Origin of the sequence: Neorhizobium sp. S3-V5DH (genome assembly GCF_004343065.1) — a bacterium.
Lineage (GTDB): Bacteria > Pseudomonadota > Alphaproteobacteria > Rhizobiales > Rhizobiaceae > Neorhizobium > Neorhizobium huautlense.
In genome coordinates this window covers 110899-131025 of record NZ_SMCL01000011.1, presented here as the reverse complement: position 1 = coordinate 131025, position 20127 = coordinate 110899, and the positions used below count along the sequence as shown (strand labels likewise).

General features: G+C 58.9%; 24 protein-coding genes and 1 pseudogene. 4 read left to right on the top strand and 21 right to left on the bottom strand.

The features are described 5' to 3' along the window. Positions 1-11: 11 nt before the first annotated feature. The 8 genes from EDE09_RS16645 to EDE09_RS28685 form a co-directional block, all read right to left on the bottom strand. Positions 12-437: a hypothetical protein gene (locus tag EDE09_RS16645; protein WP_132411834.1), complete on the bottom strand. Its 426-nt coding sequence runs from the start codon at positions 435-437 to the stop codon at positions 12-14. A gap of 324 nt (positions 438-761) precedes the next feature. After that, complete coding sequence (locus EDE09_RS16640; RefSeq protein WP_132411832.1) at positions 762-1076, bottom strand: chaperone modulator CbpM; 315 nt, start codon at positions 1074-1076, stop codon at positions 762-764. Between the two features lie 2 nt (positions 1077-1078). Then, on the bottom strand, positions 1079-2002 hold the full coding sequence (locus tag EDE09_RS16635) for a J domain-containing protein (RefSeq protein WP_132411830.1): 924 nt from the start codon (positions 2000-2002) through the stop codon (positions 1079-1081). Between the two features lie 192 nt (positions 2003-2194). Beyond that, positions 2195-3148 (bottom strand): ABC transporter permease subunit, encoded by a 954-nt coding sequence (locus tag EDE09_RS16630; protein ID WP_132411828.1) that lies wholly within the window; start codon positions 3146-3148, stop codon positions 2195-2197. Further along, complete coding sequence (locus tag EDE09_RS16625) at positions 3138-4076, bottom strand: ABC transporter ATP-binding protein (RefSeq protein WP_132411826.1); 939 nt, start codon at positions 4074-4076, stop codon at positions 3138-3140. Before EDE09_RS16625 ends, EDE09_RS16630 begins: the two co-directional genes overlap by 11 nt. Beyond that, positions 4073-5248, bottom strand: coding sequence for an NEW3 domain-containing protein (locus EDE09_RS16620; RefSeq protein ID WP_132411824.1), 1176 nt, complete (start codon positions 5246-5248; stop codon positions 4073-4075). Before EDE09_RS16620 ends, EDE09_RS16625 begins: the two co-directional genes overlap by 4 nt. A 295-nt stretch (positions 5249-5543) precedes the next feature. Further along, on the bottom strand, positions 5544-6014 hold the full coding sequence (locus EDE09_RS16615; RefSeq protein ID WP_132411822.1) for an Hsp20 family protein: 471 nt from the start codon (positions 6012-6014) through the stop codon (positions 5544-5546). A 287-nt stretch (positions 6015-6301) separates the two neighbouring features. Next, positions 6302-6523, bottom strand: coding sequence for a hypothetical protein (locus EDE09_RS28685; protein ID WP_245505172.1), 222 nt, complete (start codon positions 6521-6523; stop codon positions 6302-6304). Positions 6524-6544: 21 nt separating this feature from the next. On the opposite strand from EDE09_RS28685, the gene EDE09_RS28680 reads away from it, so the two are divergent. Then, positions 6545-6745: a hypothetical protein gene (locus tag EDE09_RS28680; protein ID WP_245505171.1), complete on the top strand. Its 201-nt coding sequence runs from the start codon at positions 6545-6547 to the stop codon at positions 6743-6745. A gap of 112 nt (positions 6746-6857) precedes the next feature. Here the strand turns inward: EDE09_RS28680 and EDE09_RS16605 are convergent, their stop codons facing one another. The 6 genes from EDE09_RS16605 to EDE09_RS16580 form a co-directional block, all read right to left on the bottom strand. Next, the gene (locus tag EDE09_RS16605) at positions 6858-8240 is read right to left on the bottom strand and encodes a DegQ family serine endoprotease (protein ID WP_132411820.1); all 1383 of its coding nucleotides are present in this window, start codon (positions 8238-8240) and stop codon (positions 6858-6860) included. A gap of 90 nt (positions 8241-8330) precedes the next feature. Then, a complete protein-coding gene (locus EDE09_RS16600; protein WP_132411818.1) occupies positions 8331-8696 on the bottom strand; it encodes an SPW repeat protein in 366 nt (121 codons plus the stop codon). 31 nt (positions 8697-8727) lie between these two features. After that, positions 8728-9048 carry a DNA-directed RNA polymerase subunit omega gene (locus tag EDE09_RS16595; RefSeq protein ID WP_132411816.1) on the bottom strand — a complete coding sequence of 107 codons (321 nt, stop codon included), beginning with the start codon at positions 9046-9048 and terminating at the stop codon, positions 8728-8730. 9 nt (positions 9049-9057) lie between these two features. Continuing rightward, a complete protein-coding gene (locus EDE09_RS16590) occupies positions 9058-9816 on the bottom strand; it encodes an NADH dehydrogenase ubiquinone Fe-S protein 4 (protein ID WP_132411814.1) in 759 nt (252 codons plus the stop codon). Positions 9817-9884: 68 nt separating this feature from the next. Further along, positions 9885-10394 (bottom strand): Hsp20/alpha crystallin family protein, encoded by a 510-nt coding sequence (locus tag EDE09_RS16585; RefSeq protein WP_132411812.1) that lies wholly within the window; start codon positions 10392-10394, stop codon positions 9885-9887. A gap of 84 nt (positions 10395-10478) precedes the next feature. Then, the gene (locus EDE09_RS16580; protein ID WP_132411810.1) at positions 10479-10955 is read right to left on the bottom strand and encodes an Hsp20 family protein; all 477 of its coding nucleotides are present in this window, start codon (positions 10953-10955) and stop codon (positions 10479-10481) included. 222 nt (positions 10956-11177) lie between these two features. Here EDE09_RS16580 and EDE09_RS16575 point away from each other — a divergent pair, with 222 nt between their 5' ends. Then, complete coding sequence (locus EDE09_RS16575) at positions 11178-11402, top strand: hypothetical protein (protein ID WP_132411808.1); 225 nt, start codon at positions 11178-11180, stop codon at positions 11400-11402. Between the two features lie 107 nt (positions 11403-11509). Here the strand turns inward: EDE09_RS16575 and EDE09_RS16570 are convergent, their stop codons facing one another. Continuing rightward, positions 11510-11764, bottom strand: coding sequence for a helix-turn-helix domain-containing protein (locus tag EDE09_RS16570; RefSeq protein ID WP_132411806.1), 255 nt, complete (start codon positions 11762-11764; stop codon positions 11510-11512). Between the two features lie 197 nt (positions 11765-11961). Between EDE09_RS16570 and EDE09_RS16565 the strand changes: the two genes are divergently transcribed. Further along, positions 11962-12204: a hypothetical protein gene (locus EDE09_RS16565; RefSeq protein WP_132411804.1), complete on the top strand. Its 243-nt coding sequence runs from the start codon at positions 11962-11964 to the stop codon at positions 12202-12204. Between the two features lie 183 nt (positions 12205-12387). Here EDE09_RS16565 and EDE09_RS16560 read toward each other — a convergent pair. Beyond that, a pseudogene (locus EDE09_RS16560) lies at positions 12388-12900 on the bottom strand (EAL domain-containing protein); the annotation flags it as partial. A gap of 215 nt (positions 12901-13115) precedes the next feature. Between EDE09_RS16560 and EDE09_RS16555 the strand changes: the two are divergent. After that, entirely contained in the window at positions 13116-13358 is a 243-nt protein-coding gene (locus EDE09_RS16555; protein ID WP_132411800.1) for a hypothetical protein, read from the top strand. A 240-nt stretch (positions 13359-13598) separates the two neighbouring features. On the opposite strand, the gene EDE09_RS16550 is transcribed toward EDE09_RS16555, so the two are convergent. The 5 genes from EDE09_RS16550 to EDE09_RS16530 form a co-directional block, all read right to left on the bottom strand. Next, positions 13599-14981, bottom strand: coding sequence for an FAD-linked oxidase C-terminal domain-containing protein (locus EDE09_RS16550; RefSeq protein ID WP_132411798.1), 1383 nt, complete (start codon positions 14979-14981; stop codon positions 13599-13601). Positions 14982-15202: 221 nt separating this feature from the next. Next, a complete protein-coding gene (locus EDE09_RS16545) occupies positions 15203-16096 on the bottom strand; it encodes an SDR family NAD(P)-dependent oxidoreductase (protein WP_132411796.1) in 894 nt (297 codons plus the stop codon). A gap of 132 nt (positions 16097-16228) precedes the next feature. Then, entirely contained in the window at positions 16229-16915 is a 687-nt protein-coding gene (locus tag EDE09_RS16540) for a TetR/AcrR family transcriptional regulator (RefSeq protein WP_245505170.1), read from the bottom strand. 97 nt (positions 16916-17012) lie between these two features. Next, positions 17013-18200: an acetyl-CoA C-acyltransferase gene (locus EDE09_RS16535; protein WP_132411794.1), complete on the bottom strand. Its 1188-nt coding sequence runs from the start codon at positions 18198-18200 to the stop codon at positions 17013-17015. A 24-nt stretch (positions 18201-18224) separates the two neighbouring features. Next, positions 18225-19817 (bottom strand): AMP-binding protein, encoded by a 1593-nt coding sequence (locus tag EDE09_RS16530; protein WP_132411792.1) that lies wholly within the window; start codon positions 19815-19817, stop codon positions 18225-18227. Positions 19818-20127: the final 310 nt, after the last annotated feature.

Below are 20127 nucleotides of genomic sequence, written 5' to 3'. Positions count from 1 at the left end.
GGTTCAAATCTTCAGATTTCAAACAGCGGTCGGTGGCGTCCTCCCTTCCAGTAGCTGCACAGTCCGAAACGGTCACGAAGCCGTCGGTTCCCTGGCTTCCTGCGGCTGCTCCTGCGCTGTTGGATCAAGACCGGCGGAGCCTGCTCGGGGAGGGGCGCGCAGTCGCGGTCGAGTGCTTTCAGGGCCTGGAGGATTTCGTCATAAGTGACGACGGCCTCCATGCCCGGATAACGGCGCAACGCCGGCATGGATTCGATGGCGGACATGTCCGAAGCCCATGAGGCAAGGATCGCCCGCTTCTCGTCCCTGCCAATGTGGTCGGCCGCCAACACGTCGCGGGGGTTATCGAAATGTTTTTCTGGATGAAGAAGATGGGCAGCGCTGATCGCAGCCGTCGCATCTTCTGTGACGTGACTGTCGATGTTTTCCTTTCTCATAGCCTGGCTCCATTGATCTTGACCGATGGAACATTGAGGGGTGCTTCACTAGTCGTGACTGTCGAGGTACCCCGGGACCGCCCCGCGGGTGCAAACCTCGCGCGAGCGTTTTTGCGCCAAATGATCTGGTTTTGCGCTTTTTGGATTTCAAGAGGAAAAACACAAAATCCGCAGCGGTTAGAGAACCTCGCTAAGCTGCTGACTCAAATGAGAAAACGGATCGCGTCTCCGATGGAAGCAAGCGCCGAACGAACCTCCTCATTGCATTCTGTGAATTCTCAAAGCGCGACAAGGATCTTGCGCTGGAGCAGGCTGAGTGCCCCCTCAAAGCCTCTCCAAGGCCGCCAGCAGGCGCCGCTGTACCATCGCATCCTCCTGAGCGATAGCAGCGATGAGATCCTTGAGCGCGCCACGAACGCCGTGAAGCTGATCAACCAGCTCCATTACAATATCGATCCCCTCTTCATTGACGCCCATGTTTCGGGAAAGGTCGAGGATCAACCTGGCCCGGGCAAGATCCGCATCCCGAAAGCGTTTGTGGTCAACAGATCCTTGAGGCTCCAACCAGCCGTGATCTAACCAAAGATCAAGTTCACTCGCCTCGATCTTGAGTTGGAGGCGGAATTCAAGATCATCCACGGTCAACCCTCCATATTCCTTCTCGGGTTTTGGCCCATTCCCGCAACCCAACTTTCGGCAAATGCCGTCAGTGCTTCGTCGGGCGCGTCCGGCAGGACGATCTTTACAGTGACGTAAACATCTCCGGCCTGACCGCCGCGCTCTCGAACGCCCCTGCCGGTAAGGCGGAATACTTTCCCGCTGTTGGAGTTCGGCGGCAATTTGAGATTCACAGGCCCGGAAGGCGTGGGTACGCGGACCGTGCCTCCAAGTACTGCCTCTCGGATCGTAATGGGCACATCAAGGCGGATGTCGTTGCCTTCGCGCGTATAGATCGGATGCGGTCGGACCACGATATCAATCAAAGCATCGCCGGCCGGCCCGCCCCCGATACCGGGCTCGCCCAGGCCGCGCAACCTCAACGTCTGGCCATCGCGAGTTCCAGGCGGGATCTGAACGTCGAGCGTCGAGCCCTGGGGAAGAGTCAACTGGGTCTTTGTTCCGTTGACGGCGTCCAGGAAATCGATCTCCATCGAGAAATGCCGGTCGTTCCCAGGCGCTCGGTATTGTTGGGAGCGGCGCCCGCCGGAGCGACGCGAGAAGAAGCTTGCGAAGATGTCGTCCCCGTCGCCAAAGTCGGCGAAACCGGCGCCATTATGATAAGCGTCACCGGGGCGACTCGCCGAGGCATATTCTCGATAGAAGTTTCGCGGAGCCTGTTCGGCCCCTGTCATGTCAATCTCGCCACGATCGAAGCGGCCACGTTTTTCCTCGTCGCTCAGAAGTTCATAAGCCGCCGAGATCTCCTTGAACTTTGCCTCGGCCTTTTTGTCGCCGGGATTCAGATCCGGGTGCAGTTTTTTGGCAGCCTGGCGGAATGCGCTTTGTATTTCCCTCTGCGTCGCATTTCGCTTCAGGCCTAAAAGCTCATATGGATCCTGGCTCATCGATCTCTCCGTTCAAGGGCGGGATATACCTCGAATTTCAATAATATTTGAAGACCGGTCCACCGGCTTGGACAGTGCCGTGCGCATCAGTCGCAATACCGGAGAAGAGAGAGCTATAACGCTGGTTCGCCATCTCCTACCAAATCTCGGTTCGTGAACGCTGGAGGACGGCCCGCCGCGTTCACGACTGCCTTAAGCTCTGACTTCCTGGCGCTGGAACAGCACGTATGCGATTGCAAACAGGACGAGCATTGCCGCAACGAGCCCGGATATTTGAGGCCAGATGATCAGCAGGCTGTCGATCGTCGGCAACGGCGCCCCAATGACCGCACCCTGCAACTGATCCAGGAACAACGGCCCAACAGACCGCGCGGCCGGATCCAAAAGCATGGCAGATATCTCTCCATAGAGAGTTTGCGGCGATAATCGGCTAAATGCTTGCTGGGTCTCAAAGTTGGCAAGAAGCGACACGGGATTGTAGGGATCGACCGGCGAAAGAACTCCTGCGAGCAACGGAGAGAGCATGCCCCAGAAAAGGCTGAGGATCAGCCAGATCGCCAGCGCCACGAGAGCGGAGGTCGCTGTCGAGCGGACGAACGTGGAGAAAGCCATGGCGAGGGCAAGCCAGACGCCGGCGTAAAAGAGGGTCGCAGCCAGATAGACGACGCTTCGCACTAGTTCCGGCATGGAGGGCGGAAGACCGAGCCTGAGTATTCCCATGCCGAGCATCAGCAGCCACATCACCAGGAGCGCGATAGCGATCACCAGGAGGCCACCCACGAATTTTCCAAACAGCAGGGCATCCCGATAGATCGGCTGCGCAAGCAACCTGCTCATGGTGCGCCGGCCGTATTCCCCATTGACCGAATCGAAGCCGAGGGCGATCGCGACCAGCGGCAACAGGAAGCCAAGAAATGAAGCGAACGATGGTACGGGTTCCCTGGCGACCGTGAAAAGCTTCAGGAACAGGAATGGGTCTTCAGCGGTCGTCTCCCTAATGCGATCGATAGCGCCATAGACGGCGCCGACCGCGGTCAAAAGTACGAGCAGCATGATGACGTGCATCCGGGCGCTCGTCATATGATCGGCCGCCTCTTTGAGAGCGACCGTCATCACACCTTGAAACGGCGATCCTTCACGCTTCATGGTCATACTCCCTGAAATAGCGGTTATAGGCTTCATCCAAGCGGGCGCGGCGCAGATCAAGATTGATCAGGCTACCCCCGGCCTGGACAATGAGACGGGCCAGCTCAGGCCGCACGTCACGGTCTGCTTCCACTTGCCAGACGGTCTCGTTCAACCTGGAAACGCGGCGGACACCCGCCGCCCCAACCGCCGCCTTTTGCAGATCGACACCGGACGCCTCTACGTCGACAACGAATGGCCCGCCCCCGATCTTGGCGGCCAGCTCCTCAACGGTCCCGATGAAGCCGATCCGTCCTTTGTTGAACAGGGCAACCCGGTGGCAGACCGACTGTACAGCATCTAGCGCATGCGATGAGATCAGAATCGTCATACCTTCCCGGCTCAATTGCTGGATAAGCTCAAGCAGTTCCTGCGTCGACTGCGGATCAAGACCTGAGGTGGGCTCGTCGAGAATGGCGATCCGGCAGTCCCGCATGAGAAGTTCCGCGATACCAAGCCTCTGGCGCATCCCGCGAGAATAGGTTGAGACCCGCCGGTCGGCGACGTTCGCCAATCGTACCTTGTCGAGCGCCGCGGCGATTTTCTCTCGGGCATGGTCCCGGGAGAGGCCGGAAAGACGTGCTGTGTAGCTTAGATTTTCGCGGCCGGTCATCGTGTCGTAGAAGCCGACGGAGTCAGGCAGATAACCGACCTCACGTTTCACAGCGAGCGGCTGGCGCAGGGGATCCTTGCCAAGGATGCTAACATTGCCGCCGCTTGCTTCCGTCAGTCCCAGAAGCATCAGGATCGTGGTGGTCTTTCCGGCCCCATTGGGACCGAGCAGGCCGACAACCTCGCCTCGCTGGACCGAGAGATCGATGCCGGCAACCGCAACGCTTTCACCATATCGTTTGGCAAGGTTATGGGCTTCGATAACTGTCGTACTCATCGCCGGCCATACCTTGTAACTGCGGTTCCCAGTACGCCGATGGCGACGGCAATCACGCCGAGGCCGGCCATTCCCCATAACGTGGAGGCACGCACTGTCGTGCGGAACTGAACGGATTCCGAAATCCCGCTACCGTTGGCCCGCAAGCTGACCATATAATCGCCCGTCACCGCCCGCTCAGACGGCGTAATGGACACGTTGATCTCACGTGTGGAATTGGGAGCAAGGACATCGACCTGCTCTGGCTCGAAGGCGACCTTCCAGCCGGAAGGTGGTGTGGAGGAGAGTTCCAGTCCTTCAGCGGGAGCGGACCCGTTATTGGCGACGGTGAACGTGAAGTTCGACGTTTTTCCGGCTACCGCCTCACCGCTCAGACGCTCCTGCGGTCCAACGATGCTGATCTGGGGCTCGCCGGTGATCTCCAAACTGAGATCGGTGCTGGCGCTCATCGCGCCGCTCGCGGCCTGGAACGCAATTGGATAACGTCCGGCGGACGCCGAACGAGTAGGGAGGACTTCCATCGTCACATCTGCTGTGGATCCGGCCTGGACGGGGACGCCGGTAATCTCCTCGGATCCGTAGCCCTGCTTGAAACGCGTCCGGAAGCCATCAGGGACAGTCGCAGAAAGGTTCAACAACGCGTCCTCGGCACCTTCATTCTTGACCCGGATCTTGTAGCTGAAGGTCGAACGTGGGCCTCCCTTTAGCGCAGGAAGTTCAGGATCAAGCGTCACACCGCTTGCCTTCGCCTCCGCCAGACGAACCGTCAGGGGAAGTGTGGTCAGTTCGTCATCATGCCGGGCACGGATTTCAATCGGAACGGCCGTGCCGGTCGCATCGGCAGGTGGAGTGATTTCGAGCGTCAGTTTCTCACTCTCGTTGGGAGCGACGATGGCGGCCGATACCTCCCGCGCGCCCCCCTTCAAGGCCCACTTCCAGCCAGCTGGAATGCCGGAAACCTCGATCTGCGCACGCTGCGGGGGCAGATTCGAATTACGCAGCGTCAGTGGAATGTTTTCGGTCTTGCCGGCCCCTAAGGACAGTTCTGGGTAGGGTGTGGTGAGCCAGAAACCAGCGGGTTCAGCGGGCCGCGTCTCCTGGGCCAGCGCCGGCGTTGCCGCAATCAGCAGGGTGAGCGCGGATGCGGTCAGGAACATTGCAGAGCGTGTCATGTTACTTCTCCGTCTTCACATGCAAGTTCGACAAGTCTTGAGCAATCACGACAAAGCCCGCCGGAGGGTGCCCGGCGGAAAGATCCAAGGAGAGTAATATTGCCGAAGGGCTTCATGGCCAGTTCAGCCGTGTCCTCCGGTCAGGCGGGGGAGACTGCCGATTGGGGCCGGGATTGCACAGCCGGCCATTTCGCCGACAATGATGAAGGCGATCGCGACGGACGGCCTCCATCTGCCTTGATCCTGCGACGCTTTTTGATTTCTACCACAAAGGGCTTGGCCTGCGGACGCATGATCAAGCAACCTTCTTGTCAAATTCGATCTGCTGCCGCTTTGCGTCAGCAGACACCTTACCGATGGTAATGCGGCGCGGCTTCATGGCGTCCGGGATCTCGCGCTTAAGCGCAATCATCAGCAATCCGTTCTTCAGGGTTGCGTTCTCCACCGTGACGTGAGCGGCAAGCTCGAACCGGCGTTCAAATGCCTGAGTTGCGATTCCGCGATGCAGATACTCGCCATCCTGGGGCTGGTTGGCCGACCCCTTCACGACAAGGACGTTACGCTCCTGCTGGATGTCAAGGTTGTTCTCCGCAAAACCCGCGACGGCGATGCTAATCCGGTAGTTGTCCTCGCCGGTCTTGACGATGTCGTAGGGTGGCCAAGTGTCGACCCCATCCAGACGCTGTGCGTTGTTGAGAAGATTGAAGATCTGGTCGAAACCAATGCTCGACCGATAGAGCGGTGTGAAGTCAAATTCGCTTCTCATTGCCATATCCTCCGTAAAGCAACATGGAATGGAGACGCACAGGAAACTTCGCGTCTCCCATTATCGGCCCCCATCTGGGCTGCCGATGCATTTCGATTTGGTTTTAAGGTTTTTCACTTTCAAGATCGGGAGCAAGAGAAATTTGCGGACACTTTCCTGACGCGCCAAGGGGTTAAACCGCGTCTCGGAGATCAGTCGACAGTTTGAGCATGGGCGGGAATCGCGGCAGATCCATCTGAATTAGCTGCACGGAAATCCCTTACGGCTTCTGCTTTTCCCTGACGTTTTTAACCGGGGCCCCTTCGACCATCCGCTTCAATCGCGCCCTCCATAAGTGAGGCGAGATCGTTTTCTTCGCGTGTCTCGCTCTGCAGAAGGGTTTCGGCGGAGCGGATCAGTAGTTCCGTTTGCTCCTGAAGAAGAGCCAAAGTTCGTTCGAATGTGTCATTGACGATCCGGCGCACCTCCTCGTCAACCGTGGCGGCGAAGAGAGCCACGGGATCAGCCATGACAGCAGATCGCGGGGGAAGGTGCTCTCGACCTGTAATCACGGCGCGGTGTTGCAGGAACTGCTGAGCCAGGTCAGCATCGACCCGCGTGGTGAAGAAGAACGGGCGCTCGTTTTGCGGCTCTTTGTAGCGGCCTTGGACGAAGTTGTCGGAGACCGCAACCTCTGCGAACTTGCCATCTCTCAGGTCGGTCTCGAACTGCCTGTAGGGTATCCGAGCTAAGTGATAAGCGGTCGCAAAAAATGCTGGAAAGCCAACAGAATGAAGAAGGCGACGATCCAGTGCAAGTTTTTGAACTGAGTCTTCTTATCCATATCCCTTCATAGATCCATGTCTACCGCACCACCAGAAGGAGGCCCGCGCCTTCACGAACCAATTCAAGGGCCAATGTGGCTGGCCTTGCGGCGGTCGCGCGTTGCAAATCTGCGACGGACGCAACGGGTGTTCTGTTGACCGCGAGAATCAGGTCGCCGTCTCGAAGGCCGGCGCGTGCTGCGGCGCTTCCGGGCTCCACCTTCTCGATCACCACCCCGGGACCTCCGGTTTGCTGGGCCTCCTCGCTTGAGGCGGCCCGCATTGTGGCGCCGTCAAACGGGGTGCCGGAAAGATCAGCCATTGATCGGTCTTCAGCGACAATGGTGACCGCAATTACCATCTCATCATCACCACGCTTCACGGTCAGTCTGATCGTCCTGCCAGCCGGTGTGAGGCCGATGCGGTTTCTGAGATCAGTCGCTCCGTGAACGGCGCGCCCATCCGTTGCGATGACGACGTCCCCGGACTTTAATCCGGCCTCGTCAGCCGCGGAGCCGCGTTCAACATTGGCAATCAGCGCGCCGCGCAGGTCCCCCAGCTTAAGAGCCTCTGCCAGGTCCGGCGTAAGATCCTGGATGCCGATGCCGAGCCTGCCCCGCTCCACCTTGCCGTGGGTGATCAGTTGATCCATCACAGATGCCGCCATGCTGCTCGGAACTGCAAACCCGATACCGACATTGGCTCCGGCCGGGCTGAGGATAGCAGTGTTCACTCCGATCAGTTTTCCGTCGAGGCTTACCAGGGCACCACCCGAATTTCCGGGATTGATCGAGGCATCCGTCTGAATGAAATCTTCATAGCCTTCGATGTTAAGGCCGCTGCGCCCCAACGCGCTGACGATGCCCGACGTCACGGTCTGTCCCAAACCGAACGGGTTGCCGATGGCGACGACGTAGTCGCCGACTTTGAGTGTATTGGAATCGCCGATCTCAATGGCTGCGAGATTTTTAGCCTCGATCTGGAGCAGCGCAATGTCGGTTTCTTTGTCGCTGCCGACGAGCTTTGCCGCCAGCTGCCGGCCGTCCTTGAGTGTCACCGAAATCTCGGTGCCGCCATCGATAACGTGATGGTTGGTCAGCACATATCCTTTGGCGGCGTCGACGATGACGCCGGAGCCGGCACTCATCCTGGCCTGCTGTTGCTGCTCGGGCAGTTTAAAGAAGCGACGGAAATTGGGGTCGCCATAGAGCGGATTGTCTTGTACCGGCGCGCGGGAGACGACTGCGATATTGACGACAGCCGGCGTAACCCGCTCGAGCATCGGTGCCAGTGTCGGCAAGCTGGCGGACGCCGCTGACGATCCCGACGTTTGCGCAGGACCCGGCGATATGCTGAACAGGATGGCTGCAGCGGCGACAGTGAATGAGGCGACAATCCGGCGGACCCGCGCGGTATCGAACATGGTTTGCTCCTCAAAAAAAGGGTTACCGACCAGGCGCAGTGCTCAACAAGGAAGCAGGCCCGGAGTTCCGGACCCGCTTCCGGTCTCCCTTTAGGCGGCCGAGAATGGACGGTTATGGGTGGACCAGATGTTGCCTGCGGCAAGAACGGCGACGACGATACCGGCAATAACATGGACCCAATGCGCGGTCGTAACCGCCGAGAAGCCAAGGACCCACGGGGCGACCAAGGTCCAAAGGCCGAGGACAAGGTTGCCCCATTCCTCCACCTGATAGAAGGCATAGAGCGCCGAGGCGGCAAACACGGTGATAGCTGCGCCAACGATCCAGGCGTTCCACGCGGCATAGGTCTCGGTGGCGAAGCCGAACAGCCACGGCGAAACTAAAAGTCCGAGCCCGGCGACGATATTGACGACATCGAAAGCCGTCCGGTTGCTAGAAGACAAAGACTTCATCATCGTTCGTTCTCCTCATCGGTTGGTTTCATCATCAATGAACCGTCCCCCTTGGCAGGGAGCCGGGTGCGGCAACAGCTCTTTCCGCGCTGTTATCGCGAAGCCATTTTCTGTGGGCGGAATGGCAAGCCGGAGTAAACGTTTGCTGCTCGGGTAGGAACGGCACCAGCTCGTCCTTGCTGAAAGCCTCGCTGGCGATTTCCTGCAGCGCACGTTCAGTCGCATTTGCGGCCGAAACATTAACCCGGGGCTCCGCACCGCGATTGAGCGCTCGAGCACGAGCCGCGGCGGCAAGAGCCAGCGCGTACGGATTCGGCACGATCTTTTCGCAATCGAAGACGACATTTGGATCCATGGACACACCTCATGCGGCTTGCTGAGCGATCGTGACGCCACGATCCCCAAGACCTGCATGCCGTTCGAGCGCGAGCAGCGCCTGCTCGACCTCGTCGAGCCGCGAGGGCCGTTGATTTTCGGGCATGCCCTCATTGGTCGCCTGATCGGCCAGGTACTCGGTCCAGGCCCAGTTCATCAGTATCGAGCGCTTGGCTTCCAAGGACAGCGTCGGGTCACCGACAACATCCATCGGTGAGTGCCAGCTTTGCGGACCGGCTGGGTCATTGCGGTCTGCTGCACGGTCGAGCGCCTCACCATAGCTCTCCTGAAGTGCCGCAAGGCCGAGCCGCTTCAGCGTGGTGTCGGAGAAGGTGTGGGACGACCGCTTCGGTCGTTGGCCCAACCGTCGCTTGACCCGGCGGGCCGGCTTGGCTGCCCTCCTCTGCGCGACGTAGCTCAAGCCCTGTCGCTCGGCGTAGCGAATGGCGGATTGGAGGGTCGGGAATTGCAGTTCGACCTGTGTGAGCGTGTCACCGCCGCCGGTGTAACCCATCAAGGGCTCGATGAGCGGTGCGTCGCGACGCTCGAAGACGAGTCTCCAGCCGTTCGCTCTCGCGTTACCGGACGTCGTCACCGAGTGTGCCGGCTTATAGATCCGGGCGACTGCGTCCTCAGGAAATAGCGAGCGGCCGAAGGAAGGATGCCGGCGCCGGTTGTCGTTCAAAGGCCAGAAACCGGAAACTGGTTTGCTGATTGCGTAGTCTGTCTCTCTGACATTCTCCATCATTCATCCCTCCCGATTAGCGAAGGATCCCCACGGCCGCCACAAGGCCGGCCGTCGGGCAGATCTGATCGTTAGCTCTTGATGGCGATCCGCTTAACCTGCGACTGCGCCTTTTCCGTCTTCGGCAGGGTCACCGTCAGCACGCCGTTCTTGAAGCGGGCATCGACCTGGTCGTCCTTGACTTCGACACCGAGCGGGATGCGGCGCTCGAACCAGCCGTAATAGCGCTCCGAGAACTGGCGATCCTTGTTTTCCGTCTCCGAGCGCTTTTCGCCTTTTAGCGTCAGCACACCATCGTTGAGCAGGACTTCGATATCCTTTTCCTCCAGACCCGGCACCTCGGCCGTCACCTTGATCTCCTTCTCGTTGTCAGAGATCTCGACGCTCGGCCATCCGCCGCTAAAGCTGTTGGTTCCGATCAATGACGGCAGGCCGGAACCAAAGCCTCGGAAAACGTCGTCGAATAACCGGTTTACCTCGCGATGCAAGGAAAGGAATGGATCACGATCGTTATCGCGCAACAGACTGGGGACTGGATTACCATTGTTGCGGCCCCAGGGAATGAGATCACGGACACTCATGGTTTCCTCCTTTCTGTCGATGGGCAGGCTTCATCCGTGGGCGCCGGGGTGCCCCGGCGCCTGCGTCTCACGCGCTGACGGCGATCAAGCCGCCTGCTTCTCAGCTTCGATTTGTTTGGTATCGACCTTGGGCAAAGCTTCGTCGGTGCTGATCTCGATCCGACGCGGCTTCATCGCTTCAGGGATTTCCCGCTTGAGGTCGATGGTCAGGAGGCCGTTGACGAGGTCGGCTCCCACGACCTTGACGTGGTCAGCCAATTCGAACCGGCGCTGGAAGCTCCGACCAGCGATACCGCGATGCAGATACTGGACATCTTCGGCATTCGCCTTCTGACCCGAGATAATGAGCAGGTTCTGCTCTTGGGTCATAGTCAATTCGTCCTGCGAGAAACCTGCGACGGCCATCGCGATTCGATAGTCGTCTTCCCCGGTTTTTACAATGTCGTAGGGCGGCCAGTTATCGATGGTCTCGATGCGGCTCGCTGCCTGGAGTGCGTCCAACATCCGATCAAAGCCGATACTGGATCGGAACAGGGGAGAAAAATCGAGGTTTGTCCTCATAGCCATATCCTCCTTTGAAGCAACATGGATACAAGAGACGCCAAAAAGCGGTCAGCGCCTCCTGGACTTTGTAGCCGACCCCATCCGGCGGCCGGCATAAATGATGTAATTCAGGTGGTTAAGGTTTCAAGAGGAGTCGAACGTCTACACAAAATTAGACCCTCCTCACCTTTGCTGCCATATAAGATGGATGGATTTTTCACGGGAAAGGAGACAAGCGACATGACTATGACTTCTCAGGACGTCGTCTCGGTCCTTGGCCCAGTTGATGAAACGCTCGTGACCGAAATTATCGCGAGTGGCGCCGCGCCGGCTGAACTTGCCGAGGCCTGGGCCTGGATTAACAATGACGAGGCATTGATGGGCGAAGGGCGGAGCCTGCCCACCGGCCGGCTCGCCGCGCTTGTCGATCTGCTGTCAGCGGACGAAGACGCGCAAGCCGAATAGCGCCGTCGGAGCAGCGCAATCGCCTCGACCAATCCCGTGTCAGCGGTCCCCCACTGCCAGCCGCTGTGCGGCTGCGATCGGTCCAAACGTGACGACGTCGGCTCCTATCAATTCGGATAAAGCCGCCGTCCCAAGTGATTGACAAGGGTCTGAAGTTCTCCCGACAGTACCCGAACGCTCATTTTCTCACGGGCCACCTGTAGTCGAACCATGTCGACCGCAAGACGATGGATGGTGGGGATCTCGCCGTTGCCGGATTCCAGCTTCTGGACTTCCACCAACGGGAGACCAAGTCGATCCGCCAGATCAGATTGCGTAAAACCAAGCACCTCCCGTGCCTGGATAAGCTCCTGGGCTGTCATTGCCGCTCTCCTCATCAATATCTTGCCGACGGAATTTTCTCGCTCAGCTCGAGGCCTGATCAACCTCGGAAGGTGAGGAGCGACAGAGACCATTTTAAGGCGGAGTGCGGCCCCACCCCGAGGCATCCGCAAGAAGGTCATCAGGATTTCACGTAGTCCTGACAGAAGCCCTCGCGGAGTTAGTCCCCAGGAGTGACATGCGCGAAAGGAAAACGCGCGAGATCGAGAAGATCGCCAGCACCATACGAGAGCTAGCCCAACCTGGTATGAAGCCAAAGGTGCTCATCGAAGCGGTTAAGGATCGTCACCCTGAAGCAACCAGGAAGGAGATCGCCAGAGCCGCTTTCCTTAGTGTGATCCTTGCGGCGCAGCACAGCCCCGAAGACCTGCAGGCGCTCCACGACATTGCTCATGACACGCGTGAGGACAATGACGTTTAGCCACTATCCCACATTGGCGAGGCAGCGTTCGCCTGACAACGAAAATTTCATCTCCGCGTCATGAAAATTGAGCGCCGCTGGAGGCCTCAGGGTGAAGCGTATCCACAACGAAGGGACCCTCCAGATGTCCGGTGAATTCGACGACACTCAAGGCTCAGTTCCGCGTGGAAACGTATCTCCCTTCTAGCAGATCCCGTGCGCCCTTTTTCCTGCACCGAAAAGAGCGATAATCTGTCCACGGGAGATCGGCCGTGAGAGCAAGAAGCCTTGGACGTTGTCGCATCCGAGCGATATCAACGCATCTCGCTGTTCATTAGTCTCGACGCCCTCGGCCGTCGTATCCAGCCCTTGAGCGCGAGCCATGGTAATAATCGCCTCGACGACGGCTATGCTTCGGCGTTGAGCGATGTCCTGAATAAACGATTTGTCGATCTTGATCCGGTCCGCAGTCATGCCCTGAACCCTGGCGAATGACCAGTGCCCGGTGCCGAAGTCATCGATCGCGAGCCGCACTCCCGCTTCTCTCAGTATCGTGACGTTCCGCGTGGTCTGCTCTTCTCCACTGACCGCGAGACTCTCGGTGATCTCGACTTCGAGGCGGTTTGGCTCGACGCCCCACTTCGCCAGTGTGGATAGAACACGTAGAGGATAGCCAGGCGACCCGAGCTCAACGGCCGAGGCATTGATCGAGATGTCTAACCTAGCGCGGCCTTCGTCGCACGATGCGACTACGAACGGAAGGAGGAGGAGTAGAAGTGGTCTTGGGAAACTTCGAAAGCATTTGTTTGTCCGGCTTTGGCGTTCGCTGCGGCCGCCGCAAGGCTCCGCGCGGAGCCCATATAATCAGGCCCGGATATTGCCATACCTCCTCAAGCATACTTGAGGTCAAGGGGTTTCTATGGTTGGTTTGATTGATCTATCGGCTGGCGGTAACACAGGAGGCCAAAGCGATCGATCTTGACCTCGACCAGGTCGCCCTGCTCATCAAGAACGGCGGAGCCGCAGCCGATAACGTAAATAGTTTGGGTGTGGAACGATGGGAAAGGCGCTTCCAGCTGGTTCTGCGATCCCAGTGCGGCTTGGTAAAAGACACCGTTCAAAACACCAACGAACGCCTTCGCAAGCCAGGCTTTCCAATAATGGCGGCGAGGTGACCGTCGAAATCGCTGGGAGACATTCGCTCGGATGACCGGTGCTAGATGTCCGGTCTGCTATTGGCGGAGCGGGCGGAGATGATCAGGTGCCCGACTTCGCTCCGGTCGGCTTTCCTAGGAGGCGTTTCGTGGTCCAGACCGACGCAGAACAACAAGAGCCGCAAAGATATCGTCTGCAGCGGAAGGAACCGAAACAACGCCCCCTTTTGTATGCATGGTCACTGGCTGACACTTCTCCGCTTACGGACTAAAATGAGATAGGATCTTTGGTGAATTCATGATATCGGCGGGATCAATTGCGGTCTTAATGATCCTCATAAGCTCCACGGCGTCACTATCCTCCTGGCATGGACAGGCAAGCTTGTCCGCACCCACGCCATGTTCACTCATCGTGCCGCCCACCGAAATCGCATTTCGAGCTATCACTGTCTTGATCACCGCGGCTTCATGCATGTCCGCCTGACTTTCCGGATCGACGGCAAAGACAACATGATAGTTGCCATTACCGACAGGACCAAAAATGGCAGAAGGCAAGGGGCAGGCCCGCAGGAGTTCGGCCGTCCTGAAGATACAGTCCCGCAACTGGGAAACCGGAACGCACACATCGCATAACCAAGCCTTGGAATTTGGCCTCTGCGACAGGACCGCGTAGAGTGCGTGGTGCCGCGCTGCCCATAACTGAGTGCGTTCATTAGGGTCGTTCATACGCTCGAAGATCTTGCCGCCATTCTCTTCAGCAACACCAGCGACCAAATGAATTTGTTCCTCCACGCTTCCTGGCGAGCCGTGAAATTCGAAAGCAAGCGTGTGTTCGACCATGAAAGAAAGGTTGAAATAAGTGTTGAGGGACGAGATCAGGGCGCGGTCCATTAGCTCCATACGAGCGACTGGGATGCCCAGCTGCACGATTTCAATAGCCGCGGAAACTGCTTCTTCGATGCTTTCGAAAGTGCATACAGCTGCTGAAATATCTTCCGGGATAACGTGTAGCCTGAGAGTAACTTCGGTAATAATACCGAGCGTGCCTTCTGCGCCGATGAATAGCCGTGTCAAATCGTAGCCAGCGTGTTTTCGTACCCTGCCTGCGGTACGAATGACCCGCCCGCTGGGGAGAACGACCGTGAGTCCCAGAACGTTTTCACTCATCGTGCCATAACGAACGGCGCAGGTACCCGATGCGCGTGTAGATGCCATGCCGCCTATTGAAGCATTGGCGCCAGGATCCACAGCGAAAAATAAACCCGTGTCCCGCAAATGCTGGTTTATCTGTTCGCGGGTGGCACCGGCCTGAACCGTGCAGCTGAGGTCCTCTCCGTTGAAATGAATAATCTTCGACATACGCGACAGATTGATCACTAGGCGACCAACCGTCGAGTACGAATGACCGTCCAGCGATGTTCCAGCGCCAACTGCGACGACCGGCACCCCTTCCGCTACACAAATGCGAACGGAATCGGCGACTTCCTCGGTGTTTTCTGCGAAGACGACGGCGTCGGGGAACGCGGTGAGATGGTTTGATGGGCTCGGAGCGTGATGCACACGAAAGGTTTGAGACGCCGCAAACCGAGTGCCGAAGCGGGCGTCTAACTTTTCCAATAGAGAGGTCGGAAGAGATGAAGACATGGCAAACTCCGAAGAGAACAGTTTAGGAAGTCATGCAAGCCCTGCTTGCGGCGCCGTCGTTTGAATTCGAACCAGTTTCTCAACCTCACGGGGCCTTTCGCTGAACTCCATCCCAAAGAAATCTCACTTCGATGGGATCAGAATTGGCCGGAAGAGGACCCGAAAAGCGATTGCACGTGCGAAGGTGCTTTGGCGGATATCAGCCGCCAGGAGATGCTGCGCTAACGATCCTCTGCAAGCAGCAGATCAGAATACCCGGCACTGCGAAGTTCTCGTTCCGCCTGCGTAAAGCCGTAGGCGGGGACGATTTCTCCGTCGCGCTCGCTGATCCGGCTCCAAGAATTCACTACATCCTGCGCGACAGAGGGACCGCTTCCGACTTGGCACCCTGCCGTCAGCGTGACGTTTGCCGTGGCGAAATGACCGGCACCTGCACAGAGGATCGCACGCGTGGGTGCCTCGTCCCCAACGAGCGCCAGAAGGCCCGGACTGACCTTTTCAGGCCCGAGCAATGCAAGTGCCTCGGCGGAGAGCAGGCCTTCGGTCATGGCCGTCGCGGCGGTAGGCGCCAGCGCGTTGACGCGAATATTATGTTTCGCGCCTTCAATGGCCAGGGTCTGCATAAGGCCGACGAGCGCCATCTTGGCTGCACCGTAATTCGCTTGGCCAAAATTCCCGTACAGGCCAGAGGAAGACGTAGTCATGACGATGCGGCCATATTGTTGGGCGCGCATGATCTCCCAGACAGCCTTGGAACATATTGCTGCGCCCATCAGGTGCACTTCGACGACAAGGCGGAAATCCGCCATGGTCATTTTGGCGAAGCTTTTATCGCGCAGGATCCCGGCATTGTTAACAAGAATGTCGATGCGGCCGAAGCGCGCCATCGCCTCATCCACCATAACCGCCACCCGCGCCTCGTCCGTCACCGATCCTTCAAAAGCCAGCGCTTCGCCGCCCCCGGCAACAATTTCCTCCACCACGGCCTTGGCCGCGGCTTCGTTGAGATCGTTGACCACAACACGCGCGCCAAGCCGAGCCAGTTGCAAGGCATGGCAACGGCCAAGCCCTCCACCCGCGCCCGTCACAATCGCAGTCCGACCAGCCTGCTCCATATCGCTCCTCCAAAGATCTATCATAGTTTATTCACTCATTAGTGAGTTAAGGAAATGGTTGCAAGAGCGCCAGCCGGTGATGACAGTTGACGTTGTTGCAAAATGCCGTCGCCACAGGCGACCTGACCCACCTTATCGGCAGGCCTTTTTGCAGATGGCTTCGAAGCCCGCAGCCATGAAAGTGGCCATACGCTGCTTCACCGCGAGAAAATCATCGGAGCGGCACAGGCCGCCGGACAGTTTGTCGATGCGGCCCGTGCGGGCAAGCGTCAGCATCAGCGCGCCGGTGACGAAGTGATAGCCCCAGAAAATATCCTCCTCCGCGCAATCGGGCAGCGCCTTCTTCAAAATACCTATCAGTCGAAGCACGACCGGATCGAAATGCTGATCCATCATGTCCGCGCCCCATTCGGGCGTGTTCGCCACCTGAGCACCGAGTGCTGCGTAGTTTTTCCAGTTTTCGCCGCCTTCGATATAAAGGTCGAGGTCGGTATCCAGAAATGCGCGCAACGCGCCTTCGACGGTCGGCTTTCCCTTTGCGGCCAGTTCGTATTCATCGAGCATCTTCATGCGCCGCTCGCTCGTCACCGAGGCGCGACGGGAGAAGACAGCGTCGAAAAGCTGCTTCTTGTCCTTGAAGTAGTAATTGATCAGCGTGTGATGCACGCCGACGCTCTTGGCGACATCCTTGAGCGTGACGCCATAAAGCCCGTGTCTGGAAAACAGATACTCGGCCGTATCGAGGATCTGCTCGATCATTTCAGCGCGTCGTTCGGCCTTCACGGACTTCTTCGGCGCAGCTTTGCGTTCTGCAGGCAAAAATGGACACCTCTCTTCTGTGAAGGCGAGTCATGGCGTAGCGCAAGATGAAGGTCAATTGCCGATGCGCCTGTCGCACCGGCATGACATTCATTCTTCAGGCAGGAATTTCAAACAGGCCCGCGGCTCCCATGCCGCCGCCGACGCACATGGTCACGACAGCATAACGCACGCCGCGCCTGCGCCCCTCGATCAGGGCATGGCCAACCAGCCGCGCCCCGGTCATTCCGTAGGGATGCCCGATGGAAATGCCGCCGCCATTGACGTTGTATGTGTCGGGATCGATGCCGAGAAAGTCGCGGCAATACAGCGCCTGCACCGCAAAGGCTTCATTGAGTTCCCAAAGGCCTATGTCTTCAACGCGAAGCCCATGCTGCTTCAGCAGCTTCGGAATGGCATAGATGGGGCCGACACCCATTTCTTCCGGCGCGCATCCGGCCACCGCCATGCCGCGATAAATGCCGAGCGGTTCAAGGCCGCGCCGCTCCGCCAGTTTCGCATCCATCAGGACCAAGACTGACGCACCATCGGACAACTGGCTGGCATTGCCGGCGGTGATGACCCCGCCTTCCACGACCGGCTTTAGGCTCGCCAACCCCTCGGCTGTCGTGTCCGGGCGGTTGCCTTCGTCGCGATCAAGAACCACCTGCTTCTCGACCACCTCTCCCGTCACCTTGTCCTTGAACTTCATCGTGGTAGCGAAGGGCACGATCTCATCCTGAAAACGACCCGCCTGCTGGGCTGCCGCCGTGCGCTGCTGCGACAGCAAGGAATAGGCATCCTGCGCTTCGCGGCTTATGCCGTATTTCTGCGCGACGAATTCGGCGGTCTGCAGCATCGGCATATAGGCGTGCGGCGCTTTTGCCACGACAGCAGGATCCGCGTCCTTGAAGGCCCAGGAGAAATAGGCATCCTGGACCGCCGAAATATTTTCGTGTCCGCCGGCGGCCACCACATCCATACCATCGACGATAATCTGCTTGGCGGCGGTGGCGATGGCCATCAGGCCGGAGGCGCATTGGCGGTCCATGGTCTGGCCGGGAATGCTTGCGGGGAACCCTGCGGCAAGCACGCCGTAACGGGCCAGATTCATACCCGCCGTACCGCCTGAGAGCACCGTGCCCAGCACGAAATCCTCGATTTCCGCCGGGTCGATCCCTGCCCGTTCGACGGCATGGGAAAGGACGTGGCCGACCATGCTCGGCGATTTCGTCGCGTTCAGCGCGCCGCGATAGGCTTTGCCGATCCCGGTCCGTGCGGTGCTTACGATGACGGCTTCTCTCATCAGATCCTCCCTGGCATCAGGCGTTCAGGCATTGCCGTAGATTTTGCGCAATTGCAGTTTGTCGATCTTGCCGGTTGGCGCGGTGGGCATGGCCTCAAGGCGCACGACCCGATCCGGCATCCACCAGGACGGAATACGGCCTTTCAGCGCCCCCAGCAATTCGTCGTCGCATACGGTTTCCTCTCGCCGCAGCTCGACCAGCAGCAGCGGTCGCTCGCCCCACTTGATGTCGGCGCGACCGATCACCGCCGCAAGCGACACAGACGGCAATGCGCCGATGATGGCTTCGATTTCGGCAGGGTTGATCCATTCGCCGCCCGACTTGATCAGATCCTTGGCGCGGCCGGTGATGATCAGATTTCCATCGTCGTCGATCCTTGCGAGATCGCCGGTGGCAAACCACCCATCCGCGTCAGTTGCGGGCTCGTCCTGACCGAAATACCGCTCCACCACCGCAGCGCCGCGCACATGGAGATGCCCCTCCACATTGCGCTGTTCGGGAAGCGTTACGCCCTGCTCGTCCGTCAGCAGCAGATCAACGCCGATGGCCGGCTTTCCGGCAAAGGCGGCCTGACGCTGACCCCCATCGGGATGCGCGACAGTCCCGGAAGGGGAAAGCTCCGTCATGCCCCAGCTGGTCTGAATGATGACGCCGAGACGGCTTTCAAGCCGTTCCATTAGCGCAGGCGGCAAGGGCGCGCCGCCGACCAGAATGCGTTGCAGCGACGGCACATCGCCGCCGACAGCTTCAAGATGCTCCAGCAGGCCCAGCCAGACGGTGGGAACACCGACCGCGATGGTCACGGCCTCGCTGTTGATCAATCTGGCCAGGCTTTCGCCATCGGTGCGGCGGCCCGGCAGAACGAGTTTTGCACCCACGGCAGGCGTGGCAAACGGCAGGCCCCAGGCATTGGCGTGGAACATCGGCACGACGGCCAGCACCGAATCCTTGCAACCAATAGCAAAGACATCGGCCTGCAGCAGACGCAACGTGTGGAGATAGCTGGAGCGGTGGGTATAGGTTACACCCTTGGGCGCACCGGTCGTCCCCGAGGTAAAGCAGAGGCCGCTCGGCGCCGTTTCATCGAAGGCGCCCCATTCGGGGCCAGCGCCATCGGCCTCGGCCAGACAAGCCTCCAGAGCTTCGATGCGGAGCCGGCTGCCGTCTTGCTCAGAAGGGACGTCTCCATCGATGACCAGGATCGACGTGACCTCTGGAGCGTCTTCCGCCACGGCAAAGGCGAGAGCGACCAGATCGGCGCTGACAATCAGGATACGAGCCTGGGATTGTAGCAGCATGGCCGCGATGTCGGCTGGCGCAAGGCGCGGGTTGAGGGTGTGGCATACCGCTCCCATGCCCATGATTCCGTACCATGCTTCGACATGGGCAGACGTGTTCCACGCAAGCGTTGCGACGCGATCACCGAAACGAACCGAACGCTTTTTTAGCAGGGTGGATACACGCTTTGCGCGATCCCGCAACTGACTGTAGGTGAGACGCTGCACGGCCCCGTTCGCCCCCGCCGTCACCACTTCCGAACGTGCATGCCACTTGGCGCCGTGATCGAGAAACTTGTCGAGCGTCAGCCGAAACGGCTGCATGCTTCCGTCCATCATGTTTTCCTCCGGCGACAGACGCCCTGCGCAACACCCGAAAGTCCATGATCCCGCGATGGCCGAAACCGTCAGGCAAGAGGCAAGGCAGATGTATGCGTCCTTCCCAGCCGCGCTCCCAAGTTGCGGCCCCTGACGCGATAAATGAGCCAGCTTTCTCTTCAAGTCAATATTCACTCTCTTGTGCGTTAATAAAAAATGTGCAAGATGATGACATGCTGAGGATCGAGCGGTGCCCGTGATGGGACGCTCAAGCAGCATGACCGGGAGGCGACATGCTGCCCGGATTGCAGGCGCGGTGGGGAGACCGCGT

Bases quoted from the DNA above. Each gene is read 5' to 3' on its own strand.
- EDE09_RS16630 (WP_132411828.1), bottom strand. From the start codon at position 3,148: ATGAAGCGTGAAGGATCGCCGTTTCAAGGTGTGATGACGGTCGCTCTC.
- EDE09_RS16545 (WP_132411796.1), bottom strand. From the start codon at position 16,096: ATGGAGCAGGCTGGTCGGACTGCGATTGTGACGGGCGCGGGTGGAGGG.
- EDE09_RS16550 (WP_132411798.1), bottom strand. From the start codon at position 14,981: ATGTCTTCATCTCTTCCGACCTCTCTATTGGAAAAGTTAGACGCCCGC.
- EDE09_RS16615 (WP_132411822.1), bottom strand. From the start codon at position 6,014: ATGAGAAGCGAATTTGACTTCACACCGCTCTATCGGTCGAGCATTGGT.
- EDE09_RS16530 (WP_132411792.1), bottom strand. From the start codon at position 19,817: ATGATGGACGGAAGCATGCAGCCGTTTCGGCTGACGCTCGACAAGTTT.
- EDE09_RS16575 (WP_132411808.1), top strand. From the start codon at position 11,178: ATGACTATGACTTCTCAGGACGTCGTCTCGGTCCTTGGCCCAGTTGAT.
- EDE09_RS16570 (WP_132411806.1), bottom strand. From the start codon at position 11,764: ATGACAGCCCAGGAGCTTATCCAGGCACGGGAGGTGCTTGGTTTTACG.
- EDE09_RS16585 (WP_132411812.1), bottom strand. From the start codon at position 10,394: ATGAGTGTCCGTGATCTCATTCCCTGGGGCCGCAACAATGGTAATCCA.
- EDE09_RS16645 (WP_132411834.1), bottom strand. From the start codon at position 437: ATGAGAAAGGAAAACATCGACAGTCACGTCACAGAAGATGCGACGGCT.
- EDE09_RS16620 (WP_132411824.1), bottom strand. From the start codon at position 5,248: ATGACACGCTCTGCAATGTTCCTGACCGCATCCGCGCTCACCCTGCTG.
- EDE09_RS16605 (WP_132411820.1), bottom strand. From the start codon at position 8,240: ATGTTCGATACCGCGCGGGTCCGCCGGATTGTCGCCTCATTCACTGTC.
- EDE09_RS16625 (WP_132411826.1), bottom strand. From the start codon at position 4,076: ATGAGTACGACAGTTATCGAAGCCCATAACCTTGCCAAACGATATGGT.
- EDE09_RS16580 (WP_132411810.1), bottom strand. From the start codon at position 10,955: ATGAGGACAAACCTCGATTTTTCTCCCCTGTTCCGATCCAGTATCGGC.
- EDE09_RS16590 (WP_132411814.1), bottom strand. From the start codon at position 9,816: ATGATGGAGAATGTCAGAGAGACAGACTACGCAATCAGCAAACCAGTT.
- EDE09_RS16635 (WP_132411830.1), bottom strand. From the start codon at position 2,002: ATGAGCCAGGATCCATATGAGCTTTTAGGCCTGAAGCGAAATGCGACG.
- EDE09_RS16565 (WP_132411804.1), top strand. From the start codon at position 11,962: ATGCGCGAAAGGAAAACGCGCGAGATCGAGAAGATCGCCAGCACCATA.
- EDE09_RS16535 (WP_132411794.1), bottom strand. From the start codon at position 18,200: ATGAGAGAAGCCGTCATCGTAAGCACCGCACGGACCGGGATCGGCAAA.
- EDE09_RS16600 (WP_132411818.1), bottom strand. From the start codon at position 8,696: ATGATGAAGTCTTTGTCTTCTAGCAACCGGACGGCTTTCGATGTCGTC.
- EDE09_RS16595 (WP_132411816.1), bottom strand. From the start codon at position 9,048: ATGGATCCAAATGTCGTCTTCGATTGCGAAAAGATCGTGCCGAATCCG.
- EDE09_RS28685 (WP_245505172.1), bottom strand. From the start codon at position 6,523: ATGGCTGATCCCGTGGCTCTCTTCGCCGCCACGGTTGACGAGGAGGTG.